The organism is Burkholderia sp. BCC1996 (assembly GCF_905339955.1).
Classification (GTDB): domain Bacteria; phylum Pseudomonadota; class Gammaproteobacteria; order Burkholderiales; family Burkholderiaceae; genus Burkholderia.
The window spans coordinates 1-25862 of the sequence record NZ_CAJPHM010000039.1 but is presented as its reverse complement, the minus strand read 5'-3'; the positions used below and the strand labels follow the sequence as shown (position 1 = coordinate 25862).

At 66.4% G+C, this 25862-nt stretch carries 22 protein-coding genes and 1 pseudogene; 15 read left to right on the top strand and 8 right to left on the bottom strand.

The window, feature by feature from the left end; genetic code table 11:
* Positions 1-20: 20 nt before the first annotated feature.
* A complete protein-coding gene (locus tag U4Z64_RS34380) occupies positions 21-920 on the bottom strand; it encodes a helix-turn-helix domain-containing protein (protein WP_321822357.1) in 900 nt (299 codons plus the stop codon).
* Positions 921-1103: 183 nt separating this feature from the next.
* Between U4Z64_RS34380 and U4Z64_RS34375 the strand changes: the two genes are divergently transcribed.
* From U4Z64_RS34375 to U4Z64_RS34355, 5 genes and pseudogenes are all read left to right on the top strand, one after another.
* Positions 1104-1940 carry an SDR family oxidoreductase gene (locus U4Z64_RS34375; protein WP_321822356.1) on the top strand — a complete coding sequence of 279 codons (837 nt, stop codon included), beginning with the start codon at positions 1104-1106 and terminating at the stop codon, positions 1938-1940.
* Positions 1941-2024: 84 nt separating this feature from the next.
* Positions 2025-3836, top strand: coding sequence for an FAD-dependent oxidoreductase (locus U4Z64_RS34370; RefSeq protein ID WP_321822380.1), 1812 nt, complete (start codon positions 2025-2027; stop codon positions 3834-3836).
* Positions 3837-3850: 14 nt separating this feature from the next.
* Positions 3851-4192 (top strand): NIPSNAP family protein, encoded by a 342-nt coding sequence (locus tag U4Z64_RS34365; protein ID WP_321822355.1) that lies wholly within the window; start codon positions 3851-3853, stop codon positions 4190-4192.
* Between the two features lie 48 nt (positions 4193-4240).
* Positions 4241-4339 (top strand): annotated as a pseudogene (locus U4Z64_RS34360) (SDR family NAD(P)-dependent oxidoreductase); the annotation flags it as partial.
* A 91-nt stretch (positions 4340-4430) separates the two neighbouring features.
* Positions 4431-5804 (top strand): MFS transporter, encoded by a 1374-nt coding sequence (locus U4Z64_RS34355; protein ID WP_321822354.1) that lies wholly within the window; start codon positions 4431-4433, stop codon positions 5802-5804.
* Between the two features lie 125 nt (positions 5805-5929).
* On the opposite strand, the gene U4Z64_RS34350 is transcribed toward U4Z64_RS34355, so the two are convergent.
* Entirely contained in the window at positions 5930-6871 is a 942-nt protein-coding gene (locus tag U4Z64_RS34350; RefSeq protein ID WP_124523839.1) for a dihydrodipicolinate synthase family protein, read from the bottom strand.
* 590 nt (positions 6872-7461) lie between these two features.
* Here U4Z64_RS34350 and abaF point away from each other — a divergent pair.
* Positions 7462-8841 carry a fosfomycin efflux MFS transporter AbaF gene (gene abaF, locus U4Z64_RS34345; RefSeq protein WP_321822353.1) on the top strand — a complete coding sequence of 460 codons (1380 nt, stop codon included), beginning with the start codon at positions 7462-7464 and terminating at the stop codon, positions 8839-8841.
* Between the two features lie 367 nt (positions 8842-9208).
* A complete protein-coding gene (locus U4Z64_RS34340; protein ID WP_321822352.1) occupies positions 9209-11968 on the top strand; it encodes a UPF0182 family protein in 2760 nt (919 codons plus the stop codon).
* Between the two features lie 157 nt (positions 11969-12125).
* On the opposite strand, the gene U4Z64_RS34335 is transcribed toward U4Z64_RS34340, so the two are convergent.
* On the bottom strand, positions 12126-13496 hold the full coding sequence (locus U4Z64_RS34335) for an MFS transporter (RefSeq protein ID WP_321822351.1): 1371 nt from the start codon (positions 13494-13496) through the stop codon (positions 12126-12128).
* Positions 13497-13956: 460 nt separating this feature from the next.
* Between U4Z64_RS34335 and U4Z64_RS34330 the strand changes: the two genes are divergently transcribed.
* Positions 13957-14358 (top strand): hypothetical protein, encoded by a 402-nt coding sequence (locus U4Z64_RS34330; RefSeq protein WP_124489393.1) that lies wholly within the window; start codon positions 13957-13959, stop codon positions 14356-14358.
* Between the two features lie 183 nt (positions 14359-14541).
* Here U4Z64_RS34330 and U4Z64_RS34325 read toward each other — a convergent pair whose 3' ends face one another.
* The 3 genes from U4Z64_RS34325 to U4Z64_RS34315 form a co-directional block, all read right to left on the bottom strand.
* On the bottom strand, positions 14542-15465 hold the full coding sequence (locus U4Z64_RS34325; protein ID WP_321822350.1) for a recombination-associated protein RdgC: 924 nt from the start codon (positions 15463-15465) through the stop codon (positions 14542-14544).
* Between the two features lie 122 nt (positions 15466-15587).
* Positions 15588-15992 carry a nuclear transport factor 2 family protein gene (locus U4Z64_RS34320; RefSeq protein WP_321822349.1) on the bottom strand — a complete coding sequence of 135 codons (405 nt, stop codon included), beginning with the start codon at positions 15990-15992 and terminating at the stop codon, positions 15588-15590.
* 214 nt (positions 15993-16206) lie between these two features.
* Positions 16207-17124, bottom strand: coding sequence for a LysR family transcriptional regulator (locus U4Z64_RS34315; RefSeq protein ID WP_321822348.1), 918 nt, complete (start codon positions 17122-17124; stop codon positions 16207-16209).
* 138 nt (positions 17125-17262) lie between these two features.
* On the opposite strand from U4Z64_RS34315, the gene U4Z64_RS34310 reads away from it, so the two are divergent.
* The 3 genes from U4Z64_RS34310 (at position 17263) to U4Z64_RS34300 (ending at position 19742) form a co-directional block, all read left to right on the top strand.
* Positions 17263-18027 carry an SDR family NAD(P)-dependent oxidoreductase gene (locus U4Z64_RS34310; RefSeq protein ID WP_124489416.1) on the top strand — a complete coding sequence of 255 codons (765 nt, stop codon included), beginning with the start codon at positions 17263-17265 and terminating at the stop codon, positions 18025-18027.
* Between the two features lie 83 nt (positions 18028-18110).
* Entirely contained in the window at positions 18111-18818 is a 708-nt protein-coding gene (locus U4Z64_RS34305) for a pirin family protein (RefSeq protein ID WP_321822347.1), read from the top strand.
* A 243-nt stretch (positions 18819-19061) separates the two neighbouring features.
* Positions 19062-19742, top strand: coding sequence for a GntR family transcriptional regulator (locus tag U4Z64_RS34300; RefSeq protein WP_044847167.1), 681 nt, complete (start codon positions 19062-19064; stop codon positions 19740-19742).
* A 142-nt stretch (positions 19743-19884) separates the two neighbouring features.
* Here the strand turns inward: U4Z64_RS34300 and U4Z64_RS34295 are convergent, their stop codons facing one another.
* The gene (locus tag U4Z64_RS34295) at positions 19885-20079 is read right to left on the bottom strand and encodes a hypothetical protein (RefSeq protein WP_321822346.1); all 195 of its coding nucleotides are present in this window, start codon (positions 20077-20079) and stop codon (positions 19885-19887) included.
* Between the two features lie 556 nt (positions 20080-20635).
* On the opposite strand from U4Z64_RS34295, the gene U4Z64_RS34290 reads away from it, so the two are divergent.
* From U4Z64_RS34290 to U4Z64_RS34275, 4 genes are all read left to right on the top strand, one after another.
* Positions 20636-21622: a TRAP transporter substrate-binding protein gene (locus U4Z64_RS34290; RefSeq protein WP_321803815.1), complete on the top strand. Its 987-nt coding sequence runs from the start codon at positions 20636-20638 to the stop codon at positions 21620-21622.
* Positions 21619-22197, top strand: coding sequence for a TRAP transporter small permease (locus U4Z64_RS34285; protein WP_321822345.1), 579 nt, complete (start codon positions 21619-21621; stop codon positions 22195-22197). Before U4Z64_RS34290 ends, U4Z64_RS34285 begins: the two co-directional genes overlap by 4 nt.
* Positions 22198-22201: 4 nt before the next feature.
* Positions 22202-23554 (top strand): TRAP transporter large permease, encoded by a 1353-nt coding sequence (locus U4Z64_RS34280; protein WP_321822344.1) that lies wholly within the window; start codon positions 22202-22204, stop codon positions 23552-23554.
* A 319-nt stretch (positions 23555-23873) separates the two neighbouring features.
* The gene (locus U4Z64_RS34275; protein ID WP_321822343.1) at positions 23874-24698 is read left to right on the top strand and encodes an alpha/beta fold hydrolase; all 825 of its coding nucleotides are present in this window, start codon (positions 23874-23876) and stop codon (positions 24696-24698) included.
* Positions 24699-24796: 98 nt separating this feature from the next.
* On the opposite strand, the gene U4Z64_RS34270 is transcribed toward U4Z64_RS34275, so the two are convergent.
* Positions 24797-25862 (bottom strand): MFS transporter (locus U4Z64_RS34270; protein ID WP_321822342.1); only part of this gene is annotated, 1066 nt, incomplete at its 5' end.

Genomic DNA, 25862 nt, shown 5'->3' with positions numbered 1-25862 from the left:
ATCGCCCGCACCGCGCCCGTTCACGAGCGGCCCGGCATCAGGTCGCGATGGGCCGCTTCCCTGAACTCGCCCGGCGTCAGGCCGGTCTGCTTGCGGAAATAGCGGCTGAAATATGCGCTGTCCGCAAACCCCATCTCGTGCGCGATCTGCTTCACGCTCAGATTCGAATAAACCAGATCGCGCTGCGCTTCGCGAATCAGATGCGCGTTGACGACCGCCGTCGTCGAGATGCCCAACTCCTCCCGGCACACGCGCGCAAGCTGCGCGGCCGTCACGCCGAGCCGGTCCGCATAGAATTCCACCGGCCGATGCTCGCGAAAATGCGTGTCGATCAGTTCGCGAAACCGCCGCAGCAACGTGGCGCGCCGATCGGTGCCGGCATGCGACGGCGCGGCCGCGAGATCGCTCAGGCGCGCGACATGCACGACCAACGCCACCAGCAACGCCATCCCGGCCGCGCCGCGTCCGCGTGAGGTGCTGCGGAATTCCTGTTCGAGCAATGCGAACAGCGGCATCAGCATCGACGCGCTCGCGTCCGGCTCCTTGACCGGAATCACCGCCGCGCGTTGCAGGATCGACAGCGCGCCCGGCGCGGCGGTCTTGACCAGCGTTTCGAGCGCGCGCTGCACGACCGTGATTACGAGGCCGTCGATCTGCGGCGAGAACTCGAACGCATGGACCGTCTGCGCGGGCAGCACCACGAGGCACGGCGGCGCGAACGTGTGCTTCCCGCTCTCGATCACGACATGCCCCTGCCCGCCGCGGATGTACAAAATCTGCAATAGCGCATCGTGACGGTGCGCGGCGATATGCCAGTCGTTCGGCTGGCTGCGCTCCGGTATCCATTCGAAGTTGAACGCGTCGTACCAGGGCGGACGCGCCGATTCGCCATACAGATCGTAGTTAGGGATTCTCCTCATGCCGCACGGCCTCCTGTGTACAAATTGTCCTGTTGCTTGCGGCGTTTGTCCAATTTTCGCGCGATGCGCGCTTCTATACTTTTCCCATCGACGTAGCGCTTGCCGCTGACGCAGCGCGCGACGTTCGGGCAGCGTGTGCCGGATCGAGCCGGATCTCTCAAGCTCATTTCAAGAGGATACCTAATGATATCGCAGGAGAACAATCAACATCAGGACTGGCTTCGTCTCGACGGGCAGGTTTGCGTCGTGACGGGGGCCGCGGGCGGCATCGGCACGTCGATCGTCGAAACGTTCGTGGCGGCCGGCGCGCGGGTCGCGCTGCTCGACCGCGACGCGGACGGCACCATCGCGATCGCCGAGCGGCTGCGCGCGGCCGGCGGCGACGTCGTCGCGATCGGCTGCGATATCGGCGACGCCGCAAGCGTGACCCAGGCCGCCGAACGCGTGGAGCGCGATTTCGGTCCCGCCGACGTGCTCGTGAACAACGCCGGCCTGTTGCGTGCCGGCGGCATCGAGACCATCGGCCTCGACGCATGGAACGCGATGCTGCAGGTCAATCTCACCGGCTACATGTTGTGTTCGCAAGCGTTCGGGCGCGCGATGCTCGCGCGCGGCTCGGGTGTGCTGGTACATGTCGCGTCGATCGCGGCGCGCCACCCGCAGACGTACAGCGGCGCCTACAGCGCGAGCAAGGCGGCGGTCGCGATGCTCGCGCGGCAACTGGCGGCGGAGTGGGGGCCGCGCGGCATCCGCAGCAATACCGTGTGCCCGGGCATGATCCGCACGCCGCTGTCGGAGTCGTTCTATGCGAGCGGCGACATCGAGGCACGCCGCAGCGCGATGACCGCGAGCCGCCGCATCGGCCGGCCCGACGACATCGCGAACGTCGTCGCGTTTCTCGCGAGCCCGCGTGCGGCATACGTGAATGGCGCGGAACTGGTGGTCGACGGCGGCCTCGACGCGATGCTGATGGATCTCGTGCCGCGGCCCGGCTACGACGCCGGTGCCGGCGCACGCTGATTCGGCGACCTTGCCGTGCTGCACGCACGACGCGCAGCGCGAGCCCGGCGACGCACAGTTATTCAAGAGACGGAGGAAGACATGATGAACGATCAGCAGCGTTCGAAGCACGTCACGTGCGATCTGCTCGTGATCGGCTCGGGAGCGGGCGGCTTGTCCACCGCCATTACCGCGCGCAAGGCGGGGCTCGACGTGATCGTCGTCGAGAAGGAAGCATGTTTCGGCGGCACGACCGCGTTTTCCGGCGGCGTGCTGTGGATCCCCGGCAATCGCCATGCACGCGCAAACGGCGTGCAGGATACGCGCGATGCGGCCCGCACGTATCTGCGCGGCGAGACGGGCGCGTTCTACGACGATGCGGCGATCGACGCGTTTCTCGAGCACGGCCCGCGCATGCTCGATTTCTTCGAGCGCGAGACGGACGTGAAATTCGTGCCGACGCTGTATCCCGACTATCACCCGGACATGCCCGGCGGCGTCGACATCGGCCGCTCGGTCGTCGCCGCGCCGTACGATGCGCGCGGGCTCGGGCGCGATCTCGAGCGCCTGCGTCCGCCGTTGAAGACGATCACGTTCATCGGGATGATGTTCAATTCGTCGAATGCGGACCTGAAGCACTTCTTCAACGCGACGCGCTCGCTTCGGTCGGCGTGGTACGTGACGAAGCGGCTTGCCGCGCATCTGAAGGATCTCGCGCTGTACCGGCGCGGCGTGCAGATCACGAGCGGCAACGCGCTCGCTGCGCGCCTCGCGAAGTCCGCGCTGGATCTCGGCATTCCGATCCTGACGAACACGCCCGCACGCGAACTCGTCGCGGACGGCGCGCGCATCGCCGGCGCAACGGTCGGGGCCGACGGCGCGACGTATCGCATCACCGCGCGCCGCGCGGTCGTGCTCGCGAGCGGCGGCTTCTCGCACGACGTCGCGCGCATCGCGCGTGCTTATCCGCACGTTGCGCGCGGCGGCGAGCATGTATCGCCGGTGCCGGCCGGCAACACCGGCGACGGCGCGACGCTCGCCGAGCGCGCGGGCGGCCGCGTCGAGATCCGCTGTCCGCAACCGGCCGCATGGATGCCCGTCTCGCGCGTGCCGCTCGGCGACGGCCGCTTCGGTGTGTTTCCGCATCTGCTCGATCGCTACAAGCCCGGCGTCATCGGCGTGACCCGCCGCGGCACGCGTTTCACGAACGAATCGAATTCGTATCACGACGTCGGCGCCGCGATGATCGCAGCATGCCAAGGTGAGACCGAGACGGCGATGTGGCTCGTGTGCGATCACGCGACGATCCGCAAATACGGGCTCGGCTTCGCGAAACCCGCACCCGTGCCGCTCGGGCCGCTGCTGCGCAACGGCTATCTCGTGCAGGGGCGCACGCTGGCCGAACTCGCGCAGCGCGCCGGCCTCGATGCGGCGAATCTGGAAGCGACCGTGCGACGCTACAACCGCGAAGCCGCGCGCGGCGAGGATCCCGAATTCGGCCGCGGCACGACGTCGTTCAACCGTTATCTCGGCGACGCCGACCATCGTCCGAATCCGTGCGTGGCGCCGCTCGGCGACGGGCCGTATTACGCGCTGAAGGTCGTGATGGGTGACCTCGGCACCTTCGACGGCATCCGGACCAACGTGGTCGGCCAGGTGCTCGCCGCCGACGACCGGCCGATCGCCGGCCTGTATGCGGTCGGCAACGATCGCGCCAGCATCATGGGCGGCAACTATCCGGGCGCGGGGATCACGCTCGGGCCGATCATGACGTTCGGCTATCTGAGCGCACGCCATATCGTGGGGCTGGCCGATCTTGGCGACCTGCCCGATCTGCGTGACCGACTCGATCTTGCCGAGCCGACATCATCGGCCGCCGAGCCGACGCCACCCGCCGCCGCGCGCGCGACCGCCTGAACCCGGAGCCGACCATGACTACCGCGAAAGCCTTCATCGACCATCGCATCTATACGATCCGCCCGCGCGGCATGGCGGAGTTCATCGAGATCTTCGACCGGCTCGCGATGCCGATCCAGGTCAAGTATCTCGGCGCGCCCGTCGGCTTCTACATGAGCGACATCGGCGCGTTGAACCAGGTCGTCCATCTGTGGGGCTACGACAGCATCGCCGACTACGACGCGCGGCGCACCGCGCGCGATGCCGATCCGGACTGGCCCGCGTATCTGCAGGCGTCCGGCCACCTGATCGTCGCGCAGGAGAGCCGCATCATCCGCCGCGTCGAGCTCCCGAGCCTCGCGTACCTGACGCGCTGAGCCGATGACGATGAAACCCGGACCCGACACGGACGACACCCCGCTCGCGTGGCGATCGTCACGGGCGGCGCGGACGGCATCGGCCGGGCATGCGCGATGCGGTTGGCCGCCACGGGCTGTCGCGTCGCGTTCGCCGGCCTGCAAGGGCGCCGGATTCACGACGAAACCATGACCATGAACAGGTCCGCGCGGGCGGTGCATCGGCACCGTCGTGCGACCGGACCGAAGGAGACATACGATGAAAACCCCCACGCGTACGCTCGACGTGCAGTCGTTCATCGACGCCGAGCGCTTTTCCCCCTGTCAGTGGCTGATCCTGATCCTGTGCTTCCTGGTCGTGGCCGCCGACGGCTACGACACGGCCGCGATCGGCTTCATCGCACCCGCGCTCACACACGACTGGGGCATCGCGCGCAGCGCGCTCGGCCCGGTGATGAGCGCGGCGCTGGCCGGGCTCGGCATCGGCGCGCTCGCCGCCGGCCCGTGCGCGGACCGGCTCGGCCGCAAGACCGTGCTCGTGCTGTCGGTCGCGTGTTTCGGCGCGTGGAGCATGGTGTCCGCGCATGCGCAGTCGATCGAAGCGTTGACTGCATTCCGCTTCCTGACCGGGCTCGGCCTCGGTGCGGCGATGCCGAACGCCGTCACGCTGATGTCGGAGTACGCGCCGGCCCGGATCCGCGGTGTGGCCGTCAACGCGATGTTCTGCGGTTTCTCGTGCGGGCTTGCGGTGGGAGGCGTCACGTCCGCATGGCTGATTCCCCATTTCGGCTGGCAAAGCGTGCTGACCGCGGGCGGCATCGGGCCGCTCGCGCTGGCGGTCGCGCTCGTGATGCTGCTGCCCGAGTCCGCGCAGTATCTCGCGGCGCGACCGGGCACGCATGCGCGCATCGCGCGCATCCTCGCGCGGATCGCACCGCGCGAGCGCTTCGACGACTGCACGTTCGTGGCCGCCGGCGCGCGAGCGCAAACGGGCGGGGCGTCCGCGCTCGCGCAGGTCGTATCCGCGCAGTTCCGTTCGCGCACGCTGATGCTGTGGGCGGCCTATTTCATGGGACTGCTGATCTATTACCTGCTGACCAACTGGATGCCGACGCTGCTTCGCGACGCCGGTTTCAGCGCCGAAGGCGGCGCGCTGATGACCTCGCTGTTCCCGCTCGGCGGCGTGCTCGGCAACCTCGGCGCCGGATGGCTGATGGACCGCTTCAATCCGAACCGGACGATCGTCTGCGCGTATGTCGTGGCGGCGCTGCTGGTGCTCGTGGCGAGCCGCACGATCGGGCATGCCGCATGGCTCGGCACGCTGATTTTCCTGTGCGGCACCGTGGTGACGAGCGCGGTGACGTCGATGTCGGCCTATGCGGCGAGCCTGTATCCGACGCGCTGCCGCGCGACGGGCGTGGCATGGATGCTCGGCATCGGACGAATCGGCGGCGTGGCCGGTGCGTTCGCCGGCGCGATGCTGATGGGGCTCGGCTGGCACTTCGGCGACGTGTTCAGCCTGCTGGCGGTGCCGGCGCTCGCCGCGGCCGGTGCGTTGTACATGATCGGCCATTGCCGCACGGAGATCACGGAACAGGAGCGCGCGAGCGGGGCGGCCGTGCAGCAGCACTGATCCAGCAGGCGCGCGGTTGCAGCGCGCAGCGCGAATGAAAAAAGCCACGGAATGCTCCGTGGCTTTTCCTTGTCGTCACGCAGCCGTTTCATGGCTGCGTACCGAACGGTTTCGTGCGAACGCGCTTACGCGATGCTCTTCGACCAGTTCGCGTACCAGTTGCGGAACAGCGTGTACTGCGCTTCCGCGTAGTTGCGCTGCGCGTCGCTCAGGGCGTCGGTTTCGTTGAAGTGCAGCGTGTATTCCTTGTCGCCGTTCAGCACCATCAGGTGCTTGTAGAACAGGACCAGGTCGCAGCCTTCGTCGAACGACGACAGCACGGCCAGCGCCGCTTCCAGTTCCTTCGCACGCACGCGCGCCACTGCGTCGCCTTGCGCGGCCTTCTTGCACAGGTCGACCAGTTGCAGCACTTCGCGCGGCAGCGCGTTGCCGATACCGGTGATCGCGCCTGCGGCGCCGCAGTTCACGAAGCCGTGGAAGACCTGCGTGTCGACGCCGGCCATCAACGTCACGCTGTCGTCCTGCGACGTGATGTTCTCGGCTGCGTAGCGCATGTCGGCGGCGCCGCCGAATTCCTTGAAGCCGATCAGGTTCGGGTGCTGGCGACGCAGTTCGAAGAACAGGTCGGCGCGGGTCGCGAAGCCGTAGTACGGGCTGTTGTAGATCACGGCCGGCAGGTTCGGCGCGGCGTTCAGGATCGCGGCGAAGTGCGCCTTCTGGGCCGCCGGCGACGCGCCGCGCGACAGCACGCGCGGGATCACCATCAGGCCGTGTGCGCCGACCTTCGCGGCATGCGCGGCGTGCGACACGGCTTCCTTCGAGTTCACCGCACCGGTGCCGACGATCGTCGGGACGCCGGCTTCGACCAGGCGCGCGACGCCTTCCTGGCGCTGCGCTTCGGTCAGCAGCGGCCAGTCGCCCATCGAGCCGCAGTACACCACCGCGCGCATGCCGAGTGCAATCAGTTCCTTGCCCTTCTTCACCAGCGCGTCGAAATCCGGCTGACGGTCAGCGGTGCACGGCGTCATCAGGGCCGGAATGGTGCCGGTAAAAATGTTGTCGCTCATCTCGTTTCCTCACAATCAGATAGGGTCAACTGCCATTGCTGGCAACCTGGGCTGTACGCGCGCTCGCCGTCTCGTCGGTGCTGCATGCGATCCGGACGGCGGCTGGCCGCCTCTTGTTTGCCTCGGTGCCGAAACGTTGCCTCCGGTTTCGCCCGAGAGTCAGCCATCGACGGAAGTCATTCTAGCCAGTCCGCATATTTTATACAATATAAAATAAAAAGGGCGTGACGAAGGTCGTCGTGCCGGAGCCGCGGGAAGGGTGACGAACCGCGCCGCCGCGGCTTTGGGCGGGGGCGACGGACGATCCCGTCGACACCGGAAAATTCACGCAACGCCCCGCCCGTCGGCCCGCGAGCCGCGGTCAGCGTCCCGTAGACAAGTCCCTGCCGTACTTTCCTCTGACCAGAAACATCGCGCTCGCCGGCTCGGAACCTGACGGCCGGATGCCGCCCGGCGTGTCGCATTTCTGCCGAAAGCTTTTTTGAGATTGCGTGGATTGTGTATTGGATATTGTATAAAATCTTTCGACGTGCTTACGCGCGAACCCGGCCCGCCAAGGGAAATGGAAGACAACGAGAGGAGATACGGAGATGACAAGTCAGGTCGGCGAGGCAGTCTCGCCCGGTAGTGCAGCAGCCGTGCAGGACACGGCGTCGAAGCGGGAATTGAAGCGGGTCGTCGCGGCGTCGATGGTCGGCTCGGTGGCGGAGTGGTACGAGTTCTTCCTGTATGGAACGGCGTCGGCGCTGGTGTTCGGCACGCACTTCTTCAAGAAGACCGGCAACCCGATCGACGGCCTGCTCGCCGCGTTCGCGCTGTATGCGGTGGGATTCGCCGCGCGCCCGATCGGCGGGCTGGTGTTCGGTTACTACGGCGACAAGTTCGGCCGCAAGTATCTGCTGCAGGTGAGCCTGATCGTGGTCGGCGTCACGACCTTCCTGATGGGGTGCCTGCCGACCTTCGATGCGATCGGCTACTGGGCGCCGGTGCTGCTGGTGTCGCTGCGCCTGATCCAGGGCTTCGCGTTCGGCGGCGAGTGGGGCGGCGCGATCCTGCTGGTCAGCGAACACAGCCCGGACAACCGCCGCGGCTTCTGGGCCAGCTGGCCGCAGGCCGGCGTGCCGGCCGGCAACCTCGTCGCGACCATCATCCTGCTGGTGCTGTCGAGCTCGCTGTCCGAGGCCGACTTCCTGGCGTGGGGCTGGCGCGCGGCATTCTGGTTCTCGGCGGTGGTCGTGCTGATCGGTTTCTGGATTCGCCGCAAGGTCGACGATGCGCCGATCTTCAAGGAAGCGCAGGCGCGCCGCGCGCAGAAGCAGGAAAAGCAGCTCGGCGTGGGCCACGTGCTCAAGTATCACTGGCGGCAGGTGCTGATCGGCATCGGCGCGCGGTTCGCCGAGAACATCCTGTATTACATGGTCGTCACGTTCTCGCTGACTTACCTGAAGCTGCTCGTCGGCTTCGACACCACGCGGATCCTGAAGCTGATGTTCGCCGCCAACGCGATTCACTTCTTCTTCATCCCGCTGATGGGGCTGATGTCGGATCTCGTCGGGCGCAAGCCCGTGTATCTGACGGGCGCCGTGCTGACCGCCGGCTGGGGCTTCGTCGCGTTCCCGATGATGGATACCGGCAACGACCGGATCATCATGGCCGCGATCGTGCTCGGCCTGTTCATCGAATCGATGACGTACTCGCCGTATTCGGCGCTGATGACCGAGATGTTCCCGACCAACGTGCGCTATACCGCGCTGTCGCTGTGCTACCAGGTCGCGCCGTTGATGGCCGGCTCGCTTGCGCCGCTGATCGGGCTGTCGCTGCTCGAGCGCTATCACTCGTCGACGCCGATCGCGTTGTATCTCGTCGCGGCCGCGCTGATCTCGATCGTGTGCGTCGGGCTTGCGAAGGAAACGCGCGGCAAGTCGCTGCGCGAGGTCGATGCGGAGGCGAGTCGGCGCACGCACGTGTGAGGCGAGTGATCGACGACTGATTGCACGCACGGAAGCCACCCGCGAGGGTGGCCTTTTTTGTGGTTCATCGAGGATTTCCGGGGAGCGCGGGGAAGACGGCCGGCGTTCGGTTCACTACGGTCGTCACTGATTGCGCCCGGCAGCGGCCATCGACGGGTGCTTGTCGAGGGGGGATCGAATCTGTCGTAGCGCACTGCACTGCGTTCGCTCGTTCCCGGTGCTGTCGCGCATGCCGTCGAATGGCGACGTGTCGGCAACGGGCGTAGCATTCAGACATGCGGCCGGTCGCGATGCTCACTGCCTGATCGGCGGCACGCCTGGTCCGGCCGCAGCCGGCCACCTATGACGGCCCGGCAAAGGAGCCTCGATGCGCTCGCAAGCAACGTCCGTCCCACGCCTGAGACGCTACGGGATCGCGGCTGCAATCGTCGTCGCCTGCCTGATCGTCGTCGGGCGCGTCACCGGTCTCCTGGTCGACTGGCTCTGGTTCGCGTCGATCGGCTATGCCGGCGTCTTCTGGACGATCCTGTCCGCGAGGGTGCTGCTGTTCGTCGCGGTGTTCGCCGTGTCGGCGGCCGCGATCGGCGCGTCGGGGTGGCTCGCGCATCGTCATGCCAGGCCCGTCGATGTCTGGCAGGTAGCGGACGCTTCGTCGACGCGTGCGGAGGATGTCCTGCGGGCGCTGGCGGGGGAGGTCGCGTCGCGCATTCCCTGGCGCGCGGTCATCGCCGCGGGTGCCGTCTTTCTCGGGCTTGCGATCGCCGCCGGTGCGATGTCGAGCTGGGATGTCGCGCTTCGTTTCCTGCAGCGGGTGCCGTTCGGCGCGCGCGATCCGATCTTCGGCAAGGACATCGGTTTCTATCTGTTCGCGCTGCCCGTCTGGATCCTGCTGAAGAACCTGCTGCTGCAACTGGTCGTCTGCTGCGCGATCGTCGCGGGCGGCGTCTACTGGCTGCGCGGCGACATCATGCTCCGCCCGCCGAAGGGGCTTTCGTCGGCCGCCGCGGTTCACGGGTCGGCGCTACTGGCACTGTTCTTCCTGCTGAAAGCCTGGTCCTGGTGGCTCGAACGCTTTCTGCTGCTCTACGACAACAACGGGGTCGTGGTCGGCGCCGGTTATACGGATATCCACGTGATGCTGCCGGTGCTGTGGCTGCTCGTCGGCCTCGCCGTTGCGTCGGCCGTTGCGATGCTGGTCAACCTGCGCCGGCCCGGCTATCGGTTGCCGGCCGCCGCGATGCTGCTCGTGTTCGGCACGTCGTTCGCGCTCGGCATCGTCTATCCCGCGCTGTTCCAGCGCTTCTACGTCAAGCCGAGCGAGCTGCAGCTCGAGACGCCCTATATCCAGCACAACATCGCGTTGACGAGGCAGGCTTACGGTCTCGCGCAGATCGAGGTCAAGCCGTTCGCGGCCGAGCAGGGCCTGAACATCGCGTCGCTGCAGGCCAATCGCGCGACCGTCGACAATATCCGCCTGTGGGATGTGCAGCCGCTGATGGATACCTATGCGCAGTTGCAGGAGATCAGGACTTACTACAAGTTCTTTTCCGTGGATATCGATCGCTACCGTCTCGACTCCGGCTACCGGCAGGTCATGCTGTCGGCGCGCGAACTGGAGCAGTCGATGCTGCCGGAGAACGCCCGGACCTGGGTGAACCTGCATCTGCTGTTCACCCACGGCAACGGCATCGTGATGTCGCCGGTCACGGAGAAATCCACGGAAGGCTTGCCGTCGCTCTATCTGCACGACATTCCGCCCGTCGCCGATGGCGGGCCGGCGATCGACGAACCGCGCATCTACTTCGGCGAAGGCGGGCAGGGCTATGTGATCGTGAAGGGCAGCGTGCCCGAATTCGACTACCCGAAGGGGGACAGCAACGTCTACACGTCGTACAGCGGACGCGATGGTGTCGCGATCGGCGGCGCGGTGCGGCGCAGCCTGTTCGCATGGCAGTTCGGCGATCCCAACATCCTGCTGACGCACTACATCACGAACGAGAGCAGGATCCTCTTTCACCGCAACATCCGGGACCGGATCCGCACGATTGCACCGTTTCTCGCGCTCGACCACGACCCCTATGTCGTGGCAAGCAACGGACGCCTGTTCTGGATGCAGGACGCCTATACGACCAGCCAGTGGTTTCCGTATGCGCCGCCCGGCACCGGCGATGGCGCCAACTACATTCGCAACGCGGTCAAGGTGGTGGTCGACGCGTACAACGGCACGGTCGACTTCTACGTCAGTGATCCTGCCGATCCGCTGGTGCGGACTTACGCGCGCATCTTCCCCGGCATGTTCAAGCCGCTCGACGCGATGCCGCAGGATCTTCAACGGCACATCCGCTACCCCGAGGATCTGTTCCTGATCCAGGCGAACCTCTACCGCGCTTATCACATGGATGCACCGGAAGTGTTCTATAACCGCGAGGACCTCTGGCAGTTTCCTCGTGCGCTCGGCGATATCGACGGGGGCGACGCCGCGAACCGGCAGATGGCGCCGTACTACACGATCATGCGGCTGCCCGGCGATGCGCAGGCCGGCTTCGTGCTCATGCTGCCGATGGTGCCGAGCCAGCGCGAGAACATGATCGCGTGGCTGGCCGCGCGTTGCGATCCGCCCGGGTACGGCAAGCTGATCGTCTACGCGTTCCCCAAGGAAAAGCTGATCTACGGGCCGTACCAGATCGAGGCGCGCATCCAGCAGAGCACGGAAATCTCGCAGCAGATCTCGCTGTGGAACCAGATGGGCTCGCGCGTGATCCGCGGACATCTCGTGGTCGTTCCGATCGAGCACTCGATTCTCTACGTGTCGCCGCTCTATCTGCGCGCGTCGTCCGGCCAGTTGCCCGAGTTGAAACGGGTGATCGCGGCCTATGGCGATCGCGTCGCGATGGAGGAAAACCTGAGCGAGGCGCTCGCGGCGCTCTTCAAGGAGACGAGGCCGGGGCCGGTGGCGGCGCCGGCCGGCGGCGCGGCGGATACGCGCGCCCGCGACGCGCTGGCCCATTACGATCGTGCGATCGAGCGGCTGAAGGCGGGGGATTGGGCCGGCTTCGGCGCGGAACTCGATGCGCTCCGACCATTGCTCGAAGCGCTGGGCGCCGCCCGCGGGGATCACAAGCCGTGAGTGAGGCGCAGCTGAGCGGGCGTGGGCGTGATCGACCGCGGTCAAGCAGTTGTCGTGTCGTTCCCGGCGCGCACGTTGGCCTGAATCGGGACCGGGAGCGGAAAGCGGGCCGGCAGCCGGCTCGTCGTCCCATGCATCGAGCGAACCGACCAACCCGTCAGGTCAGCGGCGGCGCGTGGCCATGATCCTCCAGACTTCGCGCGTCGTCGTATTCCCGCGAAATATCCTTGTTCGTGTAGTCGCCGAGCTTCGATGCGGCGACCAGGCTCAGCACCGCACATATCAGCACGTACACCGCGATCGCATACCCCGAATGGTAGTAGGCAAACAGCGCGGTCGCGATCAGCGGTGCCGGGCCGCCCGCAATGACCGAAGCGAGCTGATAACCCATCGACGCACCGCTATACCGCAACCGCCCGGTAAACGACTCGGCGATCAATGCCGCCTGCGGTCCGTACATCATCGAATGCGGGACCAGCGACAGCACGATGGCCGCGAAGATCCACGCCGGATTCCGGCTGTCGACCATCGCGAAGTAGAGGAATCCGAATATACCGACGGAAACCGCACCGATCATGTACATCCGCCGCCGCCCGATCAGGTCCGACACGTGGCCGAACAGCGGAATGGTGACGAATTCGACCACGGACGCCACCAGCACCGCCGTCAGCAGCAGCTCGCGCGTGACGCCCAGCGCCGTGATCCCGTAAGTGAACACGAACGCCGTGAAGATATAGAACGGCGCCTGTTCGGCCATCCGCGCGAACGCCGACAGCACGATATCCGTCGGCTGCTTGCGCAGCACTTCGAGCATCGGCGCCTTCTCGATCCGGCGCTCGGCCAGCAGTTTCGCGAAGATCGGCGTCTCGAGAATGTTCAGGCGGATATAAAGCCCGATCGCGACCAGCAGGATGCTGAGGACAAACGGCACGCGCCAGCCCCACGTGAGAAAACTGCCGCCGGACAACCAGCTCATGGCCAGCACGGCGAGGTTGGCGAGGAACAATCCCGCCGGCACGCCGAACTGCGGCCACGACGCGACGAAGCCGCGATGCGCATTGGTGCGCGCCCACTCCATCGACATCAGGACCGAGCCGCCCCATTCGCCGCCGACGCCGACGCCCTGGATGAAGCGCAGCACCGTGAGGAGAACGGCGCCCCAGATGCCGATCGTCGCGTAGGTCGGAACGAAGGCCACGGCGAACGTCGCGAGCCCCATCAGCAACAGGGTCACGATCAGCGTGGCCTTGCGGCCGATGCGATCGCCGTAGTGGCCGAAGATCGCCGCGCCGACCGGCCGCGCGACGAAGCCGACGGCATAGATCAGGAACGCCTGAAGCGTGCCGACGAGTGGATGGGATTGGGGGAAATACAGCTTTGCGAAGACCAGGCCGGTGACCGTGCTGTAGAGGAAAAAGTCATACCATTCGATCGTGGTGCCAATCGTGCTGGCGATGACGGCGCGGCGCAACTGGCGCCGGGCTTCCTCGTCGGAGAGGGGCGTGGCCGCGGATTGCATGGCAGCCATTTTGGTATCTCCCGGAAAAGGGCGATAGAGAAATAAACCATACGCCCGGCGACAGGTTTCAGCAAGCGCAGGCCACGAATGGATTGCAGGGCGCTCAAGACTTTCAATAAGAAGTCCTGATATATAGACAGATCAACCGCCCGTGCGCATGCATGTCGATGAACGCGCGGTTGCACGATGGCTCGGTGATTTCCGTCGATTGAAGATGCGCGCATTTGCAGTACGCGATCCGCAGCGATTCCCGGTTTCGTGAGAAGGCACCGGTGCGGTGCCGGTCGAAACGGCGGCCGTCGAATCGTGGAGTAGTATTCCCACCATGTCCAGGTTATGGCTCGGCCTCCACGGCGCATAGCCAACCCGTCCGCGGCGAGGGCGGCAGGCTCGTCAAAGGATTTGGAAGCTGCTTCAACGATACGTATGGTGGCGTCGGCCGTGACGACGGCATTGATGGGAGTGCGTCATGTCAACCGAGTGGAAGCAGCGCGTCAGACTGTTCATCCAGCGCTTCTGGCAGCCGACCAGTGCGTGCATGACCTGCATGCCGGGGAGCTGGGGCAACATCATGAGCCTCGCCCACTGGTCGATTGCATTTCATACCGGTCTGTTTACCGGACTCCTGGCGGTACTGCTGACCTTCACGCCCGCGGCGAAACTCTACGCGCATCGATACGGCAATGCGGTGATCGTCGGCGTCCTGACGACGTTGGGCGACGCCTACTCGCACACGAGTCACTACCGTATCCCCTATGTCGAGCACATCGTGACGGGTGCGATTTCAGGTCTCCTGACGCTGGCGGCTTCATATCTGTTCGAAGACCGCGCGCGACGCCTTCGGGCGGTATGGGCCCGGGTGTTCGGATAGCTTGTCCGCTGACTTTCCGAGCCCGCCGGGCCGAACGGCAAGAGGCTCCCCGGTGAGGCTGCGCTTCGCCGGCGCGCAGCCGCACCCCGCCCGCCGCCAGAGCGGCGACGGTCCTCCCCGACAGGTCGCGTCAACGCGAAGCCGCGCCGTCGCGCGGCGACGATCCTCGACAGCCGACGAGGTTCAGGCTGCTGCCGCGATTTGAACCGAGTCTTGCCGCTCGCCGCCCAGGATATCGACGAGATCGGTCAACATCCGCGCCAATTCACCCGTCATCAGCGTGACATCCGAGTCGAAGCGTTCGTCGTCGTTCTGCGCGGTGGGATCCGACGCCTCCTTGATCACGTCGAGCGGCGTGACACGCTTGATCGTCAGCGACGGCGTCAGCACGAAGGAGATGCGGTCATTCCAGGTCATCGCGAGGCGCATGCATTGTTTGCCGGCCTCGATGTGCCGGCGCATGTCGTTCGCTTCCAGCGCGTGGCCGACGTATCGCACCGTGGCGCCACCTTCGCCGCTCGAGCGCAACTCGGCGTCCTGGTCCACGGTGAATCCGCCCGGCGCCTCGCCGGACAGCAGCCAGTCCGTCATCGCGGCGACCGGCGACAGCGCCACCTGGACGCCGGCGAGCGGCAATTGATCGATCGATTTGACGAGCAGGCCGCGAACGTCGTCGGCAAGTGCCTGTGCGGCCGCATCGATGACGAGCCAGCCGTTCACCGTATCGATCCACACGCGAGTATCGCGGCGAATGGTGAACGCGCGCGGCAGCAGTTCGTCGGTCACCTGCTCCTTGAGTTCGCGCAGCTGTTTTCGCCCGACCTTGAAACCCTGCTGCTCCTCGACCTCAAGCGCCCGGGCCTTGGTCACCTGATTGACGACCGACGCCGGGAGCAGCTTCTTTTCGGCGCGAAACGTCAGCAGCATCTGCCGGTTGATCGAATACACGAGCGCGCCGTCGTCACGCGGCGACGCCCATCCTGAGCGCTGCATCTCGACGCTGGTGCCCGGCTGAAACGCGTGGGGCGCGAGCCATGCTTCCATCTGATCGGGGGTAACGGACCACGGTGCCGGAAGACGATGAAGCTGAAGATTCTTGAACCACATAGGCGTGCGGGCAAAGCGCGTCATTCTATATGACGGTGACGTCTACCGGCCAGAAGCGCCGGTCGGGATGCAACATCGGCAGGCCGCTTCGATAGCTCGAGCGGCCGTTCGTCGTCGTGTCGTCAAGCGGGTTGCGCCGCCGAGAATGCGTGTGCCGCGGCCACCGTGTCCAGTGCTTCGCGCAACAGCACGATTTTGCCGTCGCGCGCCACCAGCCGCCCTGCGTACAACTGGCGATAGATTTTCCCCGTCGATGGAACGAGCGCTTCGACTTCATATTCGGCGAATACCTGCTCGGGTGTTTCGATCAGCAGCCGCACATTTCTGAACGCAAAATCCGGCACTTTCGCGAGCAGCGAGGCAATGAAGGCTTCGATCGCACCGGGTCCCTGCGCACGCGCGTCGATACCCAGTGACTTGAGATACGGCAGTTCCAGCACACCGTCGTCGGCAAACAGTGCGCCAGCCGCGCGTGGATCGCGAATCGATTCGAGGTAAGCGAAAAGCAGTTGTTTGGCGTTGTTCATGATCGGCTCGATAAAAGCGTGAATGGAAGCGATTCATTGCAGGCGCGTCGTCAGCGCAGTCGCCATCTACTGCATGGCGGCTTGCGGCGTGATGTCGTGCAGCCGGTGGAAAGGAGAATACGGTCCGGACAATATTTGCGAAACGGAATTGTTTGAAAACCATCGTTGCATGAATGCAATGACGAAACGCCGGCCGATCAACCGCGCCGACGCATCATTTTGGCCATCGCCAGGTCGGCTCGGAAAGGTGCTCGGCAAGATAATCCGACAGCACCGCGACTTTCGCGGGCCGCGCGCGCGCCGAGGGCGTGACGAAGTAAATGCCGCCCTTCGTCAGCGACCAGTCGGTCAGGATCGCTTCGAGACGACCGTCGGCCAGGTAATCGCCGGCGATGAACTCGGGCAGTTCGGCAATCGCCAGTCCGGCGAGCAGCGTGGGCAACAGCGCATCGGCGTTCGTCACGCGCAGCGGGCCCGCCGGCATCACCGGCTCTTCTTCGCCTGCGTCGTTCGTGAAGCGCCATACGGCGCTACGCGCGCGGTACGCGTACGAGAGACAGGGACGATCCGCCAGCTCGCGCGGATGGACGGGCCGTCCTTCACGCGTCAGATATTCCGGCGACGCCACCACGAATTGCGTCACCGCGCACAGCCGCCGCGCGACCAGCGACGAATCCGGAAGCGCGGCGATCCGCAGCGCGGCGTCGAACCCGTCGGCGACCAGATCGACCGACGCATCCGACAGATGCAGGTCGATCGACACTTCCGGATACGCGCGAAAGAAGCCCGGCAGCAGCGGCGCGACCCAGCGCAGCCCGTACGACATCGGCACGGCCAGACGCACCAGCCCGCGTGGCCGCACCGACATTTCGCGTGCCGAGCTTTCCGCCTCCTCGGCCTGGCGATAAATCTCGCCGGCTTTCTCGCTGATCGTGCGGCCGAACTCGGTGAGCGAGAGCTGACGCGACGTGCGATTGAACAGCCGCGCGCCCAGCCGGTCCTCCAGGCGGGCCACGCCGCGCGAGACGGTCGCGACCGACACGCCGGTCGCGCGCGCCGCGGCGGCAAACGAACCGTGCTCGGCCACCTTCGCGAACATCGCGAGCCCCTCGAAATCGGGTAGTTGAGCCATCTTTCCTCATCTTTTCATTTGTGCAACGTTTGTTTGCAATCAATTCTATTTCGAAAGGATGAGGCCGTCGATATTCTCCTCACATCGCAGTACGCGATGCAACGCAACCCACACCGATCCAACGAAAGGAGCAATACCATGGCACGCAAACTCGACAACAAGATCGCACTCGTCACCGGCGCAACCAGCGGCATCGGTCTCGCCACCGCCCAGCGCTTCGCGGCCGAAGGTGCGCACGTCTATCTCACGGGTCGCCGACAGGCCGAACTCGATGCCGCCGTAAAGGGCATTCGCGAAGCCGGCGGCAAGGCGACCGGCGTACGTTCGGATTCCACCAAGCTCGATGAGCTCGACGCGCTGTATGCGCAGATCAAGGAAGAACAGGGCCGCCTCGACGTGCTGTTCGTGAACGCCGGCGGCGGCTCGATGTTGCCGCTTGGCAGCATCACCGAAGCACACTACGACGACACTTTCGAGCGCAACGTGAAGGGCGTGCTGTTCACGGTACAAAAAGCGCTGCCGCTGCTTGCCGAGCGTGCCTCGGTGATTCTCACCGGCTCGACGGCGGGCAGCGCGGGCACCGCGGCGTTCAGCGTGTATTCGGCTTCGAAGGCAGCGGTGCGGGCCTTTGCACGCAGCTGGATTCTCGATCTCAAGGAGCGCGGCATCCGCGTGAACACGATCAGCCCGGGCGCGACCCGCACGCCTGGCCTGCTCGATCTCGCCGGCGACGATGCCGCGCAGCGCCAGGGGCTCGCCGATTATCTGGCGGCCCAGATCCCGATGGGGCGCCTCGGCGAGCCTGGCGAGATCGCGAGCGCGGCGCTGTTCCTGGCCTCGGACGACGCGAGCTTCGTGAACGGCATCGAATTGTTCGTCGATGGCGGCCAGCAGCAGATCTGAGTGCAGCCACGGCGCGCGGGTGCGGAAGACGCCGTCTGCGACGATCGCGATCCGCGCCCGGCGTGCTCGAACCGGGCTCCGTCATGATTGAACATCGGCCTTTTCTCGTGCTTGGCGCAATCCGGCGCGGCCGTGTCGACATTCGCCAGCATTTCCGCATCGGCGAATCCGGGCGCGCCGGCGATGCGCCGCTCGGTCCGCTCTACATGTTGAGCGACGTCGAGTTCGCGCCGCACTCGGGCCTTGGCCCGCATGCCCACCGCGACGTCGAGATCGTCACGTGGGTGCGGTCGGGCGCCATCACGCATGAAGACGACGCGGGCAATCGCGTGCGTCTGGTCGCCGATTCCGTCCACGTGACGAGTGCCGGCACGGCGATCCATCACGCCGAGCGCAACGACGAGAATATGCCCGCGCGGCACTTCCAGATCCGGCTGCGGCCGCGCACACCTGCCGGTACACCGCGCTGTGCGACGCGAGTCTGTTCGCCCGGATGTCGCGAGGGCCGATTCGTGACACTGGCGAGCGGCGATCCGGAGGATGTCCGCGCCGGCGCGTTGCCCATTCATGCCGATGCACGCGTGCGAATCGCGACGCTGCGTGAAGGCACTGCGTTGCGGCACGCGTTGCCGATGCCCGGTTCTGCTTATCTGGTTGTCGATCATGGCCGGCTGGACGTAGGGCCGATCAGGCTGGCGCAACGCGACGGCGTTGCCGTTCGCGATGAAACGTGGCTCATGTTGCGGGCGCGGGACGACACGGACGTCATGATCGTCGAGCGCTTGTGCTAGGGCGAGTGCTCGATCAGCGCGCGGCCGCAGCCTGGTTCATTGCCGTGCCGACTTCGAGAAAGTGCGCCGGTGAGCGTCGGGTGGCCGTATTGCGGGAACACCGGACGTCGATGCCGACGTCGCCTGTGGCGGCGACCGCCGACGCTCGCCCGCAAGGCCGCTCTGCTAATATCGTAGAAAGTATGCAATATCCAGCGCCGCGTCGGCGCTTGCCTGACCGCCATCCCCAGTCCGAACCGCAACATGAACGAGAAACGCCCCGCTCTTGTCTACGCCACGCGCGCCGAAGCCGCAGCGAATGAACTGCGCCGCCGCATCCTGACGGGGGAATACGTCGACGGCTACCAGCTTCGCCAGGATGCGCTGGCGACCGAGCTCGGCATCAGCCGGATCCCGCTGCGCGAAGCGCTCGTGCAGCTCGAGAGTGAAGGGCTCGTGAAGATCCTGCCGCACAAGGGCGCGATCGTGTCGGAGCTGTCGCCGGAGGACATCACCGAACTGTTCGAATTGCGCGCGCTGCTGGAGCCCGTGCTGCTGAAAAAGTCGATTCCGAAGCTGACCGCCGAGGATTTCGCGCGGCTCGATGCGATCCTCGACGAATACAGCGCGGTGCTGCACGCGAGCCAGTCCGGCCGCTGGGGCGAACTGAACACCGAACTGCATCATCTGCTGCTGTCGCGCGCCGACCAGCCGAAGACGGCGGCGATCGTCGCGTCGCTGCTGCAGCAGACCGACCGCTACACGCGCGTGCAGTTGTCGCTGTCCGAGGCCGCGCGCGACGTGGCCGAATCGGAGCACGCGGAGCTCGTCGCGCTGTGCCGCAAGGGCGATGCGCGCGCGGCGGCGTCGCTGCTCAAGCGTCACATCGAGCATGCGGGCGGCGAGTTGAATGCGTTTCTGCGGGACCGGCGGCTCGGGCGTTGAGGTCTTTCACGCGCCGCGCGCCGCGCGGATACCCGATTCCGGTCAATCGCGGCGTTGTAGCGCGGTCGCATTCGATCCGTGGCCTGTCCGGGCGCCGCACGCCGCCGAAGGCGGCCTGCACGCATCGCTTCCGTTTGACCGTCTAGCCGCCGCCGATCCCCTGCAGTACCTTACCCGTCCCTCCGCACACCGTGCATGGCTGTCCTTCGACCATCCCGGTGCCGCGACACACGCCGCATAGATCCTCGCCGACGCCCGGCGCATCGGGCGGCCCTTCGTCGCCCGGATTCAACGGCGTGTCCTGACGCTGTCCCGCCGGCGTTCTGGTCGTCTGCATCGCACACCTCCTTGCGTGTTTTCGATGTCGCGGCAAGCGCGCATCGCGCGTGCCTGCCGCGACGGCACGCGCCGCGGCCGATGTGCGGTGCCGCCAGCACGCGTGAGCAGGCACGCCGGCAACGATGACGCGACGCCCCGTATGACCGCGGGGCATCGTCGTCGTCACGTCGTCATTACAACGACGGCGGCCACGTCGAACCGGCCGTCGCCGACGGCAGTCAGTCATCCTATGACTGTAGAAATGGAAACGAAAGCGAGTATCCGGCTCCGGAAAACGACACGTCACCGCGCCGGCTCAAACGCGGCCTCATCTGCGGAAAACGTTTCGCCGGCTACGCGCTGAACAGGAAGGCTTTTCCCTTCGCCTCGCCGAAAACCCTCTACAGAAGCGCCTATAGGGTATGCACCAAGTGAGTTAAACGATTAACCGACGTACATTCGCTTCCACACGTCATACAACGTATGACTGCGATACGGCGAAGGCCGTGCCCCGACTGATGCGCAAGCCGCCCGGATCACCGCCAGACGACGAACAACCATCAAGGAGACTGACGATGAAGCACCGATTCACCCGCTCCCGTACCGCCCTGGCCGTCGCGCTGATGGCCGGCTTCGCGGTGTCCGCGCAGGCCCGCGTGTTCCGCTCGGCGGACGTGCACGGCGACAGCTTCCCGACCAACATGGCGGTCAAGTACATGGGCGACGAGCTGTCGAAGCTGACGGGCGGCAAGGACTCGATCAAGGTGTTCGGCAACAGCGCGCTCGGCTCCGAGAAGGACACGGTCGACCAGGTGCGGATCGGCGCGATCGACATGGCGCGCGTGAACGGCGCGTCGTTCAACGAGATCGTGCCGGAGTCGCTGATCCCGTCGTTTCCGTTCCTGTTCCGCGACGTCGACCATTTCCGCAAGGCGATGTACGGCCCGGCCGGCCAGAAGATCCTCGACGCGTTCGCGGCGAAGGGGATGATCGCGCTGACGTTCTACGAGAGCGGCGCGCGCTCGATCTACGCGAAGCGCCCGGTGCGCACGCCGGCCGACATGAAGGGGCTGAAGGTGCGCGTGCAACCATCGGACCTGATGGTCGACGAGATCAAGGCGATGGGCGGCACGCCGACGCCGATGCCGTTCGCCGAGGTCTACACGGGCCTGAAGACGGGCCTCGTCGATGCGGCGGAAAACAACCTGCCGTCGTACGAGGAAACCAAGCACTTCGAGGTGGCGCCCGACTACTCGGAGACGCAGCACGCGATGACGCCGGAAGTGCTGGTGTTCTCGAAGAAGATCTGGGACACGCTGTCGCCGCAGGAACAGGCCGCGATCAGGAAGGCCGCGGCCGATTCGGTGCCGTACTACCAGAAGCTGTGGACCGCGCGCGAGGCATCGGCGCAGCAGACGGTGACGAAGGGCGGCGCGAAGATCCTGCCGGCCGCGCAGATCGACCGCGCGGCATTCGTGAAGGCGATGCAGCCGCTGTGGGCGAAGTACGAGAAGACGCCGCAGATGAAGCAGATCGTCGACGAGATCGAGGCCACCAAGTGACCCGTCGCGCTTCCCTGAACGGCGCGGCGGCCGTGGGCGCATCGGACGCGGCGGCCGCGGACGGTGCGGCGCCGTGCCGGCCGCATGCGGCGGCGCCGCGCCTGCGCTGCGTGAACGACCTGTTGTTCCGCGCGCTGGCCGTGGTCGCGTCGCTGTGTCTCGCGGCGCTCACGGTGCTGGTGTTCTACGCGGTCGTGATGCGCTACGCGTTCGAGAACGCGCCCGATTTCGTCGAGCCGATCGCGCTGCTGCTGGTGATCGTGATCGCTATGTTCGGCGCGGCGATGAAGGTGCGCGACGGCGGCCACATCGGCCTCGACTCGCTCGTGCGGCGCCTGTCGCCGGGCCCGCGTACCGTGGTGATCGCGATCCAGCACCTGAGCCTGATCGCGTTCGCGATCGCGATCATGGTCGGCTGCGGCAGCATGGCCGCGGAGACGCTGGGCGACCGCATTCCGATCATCGGGTTGCCCGAAGGCGTGCGCTACCTGATCACGATTCCCGCGGCGATCGCCATCATCCTCTTCTCGCTCGAGCACCTGCTCGCGCTTCGTCGTTCTTCGTCGGGACAATAACGCCATGGAACTCGCGATCCTGTCCGTCAGTTTTCTGGTTTTCCTCGTGCTCGGCGTACCGGTCTCGTTCGCGCTCGGCATTTCCTGCGTGCTGACCTACCTGGTCGAAGGGCTGCCGATCGCGACCGCGATGCAGGCGATGATCTCGGGGATGAACGCGTTCTCGTTCCTCGCGGTGCCGTTCTTCATCTTCTCCGGCGAGCTGATGCTGCACGGCGGCATCGCGGACCGGATCCTGCGCTTCGCGCAGGCCACCGTCGGCCATTTCCGCGGCGGCCTTGGGATGGCCAACGTCGTCGCGTGCACGCTGTTCGGCGGCGTGTCGGGTTCGCCGACGGCCGATACCTCCGCGATGGGCGGCGTGGTGATTCCGCTGATGAAGCGCGAAGGCTACAGCGCGGCTTACGCGGTCAACGTGACGACCCACGCGTCGCTCGCCGGCGCGCTGATGCCGACGTCGACCAACATGATCATCTACGCGTTCGCCGCGCAGGGGATCACGGGCATGCTGCACGGCCAGCCGGTGAGCGGCGTGTCGATCGGCGACCTGCTGTTCTCCGGCCTCCTGCCGGTGCTGTGGGTGATGGGCTTCGTGCTCGCGGCCGCATACTGGCAGGCCGTGCGCCACGGCTATCCGCGCCGCGAGGACGGTTCGTCGGCGCTGCCGTCGTTCCCGGGCTGGTATGCGGTGCTGCGCAGCTTCGTCGGCGCGGTGCCGGGCCTGATGGTGATCGCGATCATTCTCGTGTGTGTCGCGAAGGGGATTGCGACCGCGACCGAAGCCGCCGCGATCGCCGTCGTGTACTCACTCGTGCTGACCGCGCTCGTCTACCGGACGCTGACGGCCGAGAAGCTGCGGCGCGCGCTGTCGCATGCGGCGCGCACGACGGGCGTCGTGCTGCTGCTGATCGCCGTGTCCAACATGCTGCGCTTCCAGATGTCGTACCTGGAGATTCCGGATGCGATCGAAGGGCTGCTGAAGCAGTCGACCGCCGTGCCGTGGCTGATGCTGCTGTACATCAACATCATCCAGGTGTTCCTCGGCACGTTCGTCGACATGGCCGCGCACATCCTGATCACGACGCCGCTGTTCCTGCCGATCGCGATGGCATGCGGCGTCGGGCCGGTGCAGTTCGGCATCATGCTGCTGCTGAACTGCTCGCTCGGCCTCGTGCACCCGCCGATCGGCTCGGTGCAGTTCGTCGGCTGCGCGATCGGCAACGTGTCGATCGGCGAGACGACGAAGATGGCGTGGCCGTATTACCTCGCGATCTTCAGTGCGATCAACATCGTCACGTACATGCCGTTCTTCTCCACCTGGCTGCCGAGCCTCATCAGCGGGCACGCGGTGTTCTGAGCGCGCGTTTCGCCCGTCGCGGCGCCGGACGACCGAGGTCGTCCGGCGCCGCAGTCACGTCGGCGGTTGCTTCACGCGCGGCGTGGCGCGCCATCGCGGCGGCCGCACCGGCGCCGGTCGCGTCGCGCGATCGGCGTCGTCCCGGCCGCGCGGCGCAAGTGCGCGATGCGATGCGTCGCGGCATGCGCGCCAGTCACCCGCAACGGCGGCAACCTGTGCGATGATTCGCCGCTTCGCGTTCGTCGCAGAACGCCGCGGATCGCGACGCCCGTTGCCGGGCCGCCGCTCACCGCCCACCGCATTGACATCCGGAGTCGACATGCCCGCACACATCGTTCATGGCAGTACCCTGCATTACCAGGATCACGGCAGCGGATTTCCGGTGCTGTTCGGGCATAGCTATCTGTGGGATGCCGCGATGTGGGCGCCGCAGATCGACGCATTGTCGAGCCGGTATCGCGTGATCGTGCCGGACCTGTGGGGACATGGCGCGTCGGGCCCGCTGCCTGCCGGCACGCAGACGCTCGACGATCTCGCCGCGCACGCGAGCGCGTTGCTCGATGCGCTGGAGATCGGGCAGTGCGCGGTCGTGGGGCTGAGCGTCGGCGGGATGTGGGGCGCGCGGCTCGCGTTGCGCGAACCGCGGCGCGTGCGCTCGCTCGTGCTGATGGACGCGTCGCTCGAGGCCGAACCCGACGCGACGCGGCTGCGCTACTTCGGGATGCTCGATGCGATCGCCGCCGCCGGCTGCATCGCGCCGCCGCTGCTCGATGCGATCGTGCCGCTGTTCTTCCGGCCGGACGTGAACCTGGCCGACCCGGTGCCGCGCGCCTTTCGCGCGGCGCTTGCGAACCTGCCGGCCGACCGGCTGCGGGAATCGATCGTCCCGCTCGGCCGGCTGATCTTCGGGCGGCCGGATACGCTCGCCGCACTCGCCGGGCTGGATGCCGAACGCACGCTGCTGATGTGCGGCGCGGGCGACATGGCGCGCCCGCCGTCGGAGACGGTGAAGATGGCGAGCGTGATCGGCTGCCGCCATGCGCTGGTGCCGGACGCCGGCCATATCTCGAACCTGGAGAATCCCGCGTTCGTCACGCGGACGCTGCTCGACTGGTTCGACGAGCAGCAGCTCGCGGCGGGCTGAACGCCGCACGCGATGCCGGCGGCGGGCGCCGCGCGGCATCGCGTGACGACGCAACGACTTGCGTTGCGACGTGACCGCGGCACTGCGACGTTACCGCGTCATGCGCGTTCGCCGACCGGCGTGAACTGGCGGTCGCGCACGCGGCCCGCGTCGGCACCGCGGCGAATCAGGTCCTGAGCCTCCGCACGGCTCGCGACGCACGGTGCGGAGCCGGGCAGCGGCCGGCGTGCGGACTCGCGCAGCGCGAGCACCGACACGATGCCGATGAACGATGCGCCCATCAGGTAGTAGGCCGGCATCATCAGGTCGCCGGTGCGATCGACGAGCCACGCGGTGACGAGCGGCGTCGTGCCGCCGAACAGCGATACCGACACGTTGAAGCCGATCGCGAGCGCGCCGTAGCGGATCCGCGTCGGGAACAGCGCGGGCAGCGCGGACGGCATCACGCCGGTAAAGGTCGACAGCAGCGTGCCGTAGATCAGCATCCCGCCGAACACCGGCAGCATCCCGCCGGTGCGGATCAGCAACAGCGCGGGCACCGACAGCACGAGCAGGCCGACGCAGCCGAACATCATCACCGGCTTGCGGCCGAGCCGGTCCGACAGATGGCCCGCGTAGAGCGTCATCGGCATCATCAGCACCATCACGAGCAGCACCATGAACAGGCCGTGCGTTTCGTTGAAGTGCAGCGTCGCCGACAGGTAGTTCGGCAGGTACGACAGCGCCATGTAGTCGGTCACGTTGAAGATCAGCACGAGGCCGACGCACTGCAGCAGCGGCTTCCACTGTTCGACGAGCAGCGTGCCGAACGACTGCTTCGGGCGCGATCGTTCGTCCGCTTCGCGCGCTTCGGCTTCCTTCCTGAACGCGGGCGTTTCCTCGAGCTTGAGCCGCACGTACAGGCCGACGAGGCCGAGTGGGCCGGCGATGAAGAACGGCACGCGCCAGCCCCACGACAGCAGCGCTTCCTGCGACAGCGTCGCCGTCAGGATCGCGACGGTGGCCGCGCCGAGCGTGTAGCCGATCAGCGTGCCGAACTCGAGGAAGCTGCCCATGAAGCCGCGGCGCCTGTCGGTCGCGAACTCGGCGATGAAGGTGGCGGCGCCGCCGTATTCACCGCCGGTCGAGAAGCCCTGCACGAGGCGGGCGACGAGCAGCAGCACG

What these genes read in the sequence shown, in the direction of transcription:
- U4Z64_RS34380 (WP_321822357.1), bottom strand. Translation starts at nt 920, where the DNA reads ATGAGGAGAATCCCTAACTACGATCTGTATGGCGAATCGGCGCGTCCG.
- U4Z64_RS34375 (WP_321822356.1), top strand. Translation starts at nt 1,104, where the DNA reads ATGATATCGCAGGAGAACAATCAACATCAGGACTGGCTTCGTCTCGAC.
- U4Z64_RS34370 (WP_321822380.1), top strand. Translation starts at nt 2,025, where the DNA reads ATGAACGATCAGCAGCGTTCGAAGCACGTCACGTGCGATCTGCTCGTG.
- U4Z64_RS34365 (WP_321822355.1), top strand. Translation starts at nt 3,851, where the DNA reads ATGACTACCGCGAAAGCCTTCATCGACCATCGCATCTATACGATCCGC.
- U4Z64_RS34355 (WP_321822354.1), top strand. Translation starts at nt 4,431, where the DNA reads ATGAAAACCCCCACGCGTACGCTCGACGTGCAGTCGTTCATCGACGCC.
- U4Z64_RS34350 (WP_124523839.1), bottom strand. Translation starts at nt 6,871, where the DNA reads ATGAGCGACAACATTTTTACCGGCACCATTCCGGCCCTGATGACGCCG.
- abaF (WP_321822353.1), top strand. Translation starts at nt 7,462, where the DNA reads ATGACAAGTCAGGTCGGCGAGGCAGTCTCGCCCGGTAGTGCAGCAGCC.
- U4Z64_RS34340 (WP_321822352.1), top strand. Translation starts at nt 9,209, where the DNA reads ATGCGCTCGCAAGCAACGTCCGTCCCACGCCTGAGACGCTACGGGATC.
- U4Z64_RS34335 (WP_321822351.1), bottom strand. Translation starts at nt 13,496, where the DNA reads ATGGCTGCCATGCAATCCGCGGCCACGCCCCTCTCCGACGAGGAAGCC.
- U4Z64_RS34330 (WP_124489393.1), top strand. Translation starts at nt 13,957, where the DNA reads ATGTCAACCGAGTGGAAGCAGCGCGTCAGACTGTTCATCCAGCGCTTC.
- U4Z64_RS34325 (WP_321822350.1), bottom strand. Translation starts at nt 15,465, where the DNA reads ATGTGGTTCAAGAATCTTCAGCTTCATCGTCTTCCGGCACCGTGGTCC.
- U4Z64_RS34320 (WP_321822349.1), bottom strand. Translation starts at nt 15,992, where the DNA reads ATGAACAACGCCAAACAACTGCTTTTCGCTTACCTCGAATCGATTCGC.
- U4Z64_RS34315 (WP_321822348.1), bottom strand. Translation starts at nt 17,124, where the DNA reads ATGGCTCAACTACCCGATTTCGAGGGGCTCGCGATGTTCGCGAAGGTG.
- U4Z64_RS34310 (WP_124489416.1), top strand. Translation starts at nt 17,263, where the DNA reads ATGGCACGCAAACTCGACAACAAGATCGCACTCGTCACCGGCGCAACC.
- U4Z64_RS34305 (WP_321822347.1), top strand. Translation starts at nt 18,111, where the DNA reads ATGATTGAACATCGGCCTTTTCTCGTGCTTGGCGCAATCCGGCGCGGC.
- U4Z64_RS34300 (WP_044847167.1), top strand. Translation starts at nt 19,062, where the DNA reads ATGAACGAGAAACGCCCCGCTCTTGTCTACGCCACGCGCGCCGAAGCC.
- U4Z64_RS34295 (WP_321822346.1), bottom strand. Translation starts at nt 20,079, where the DNA reads ATGCAGACGACCAGAACGCCGGCGGGACAGCGTCAGGACACGCCGTTG.
- U4Z64_RS34290 (WP_321803815.1), top strand. Translation starts at nt 20,636, where the DNA reads ATGAAGCACCGATTCACCCGCTCCCGTACCGCCCTGGCCGTCGCGCTG.
- U4Z64_RS34280 (WP_321822344.1), top strand. Translation starts at nt 22,202, where the DNA reads ATGGAACTCGCGATCCTGTCCGTCAGTTTTCTGGTTTTCCTCGTGCTC.
- U4Z64_RS34275 (WP_321822343.1), top strand. Translation starts at nt 23,874, where the DNA reads ATGCCCGCACACATCGTTCATGGCAGTACCCTGCATTACCAGGATCAC.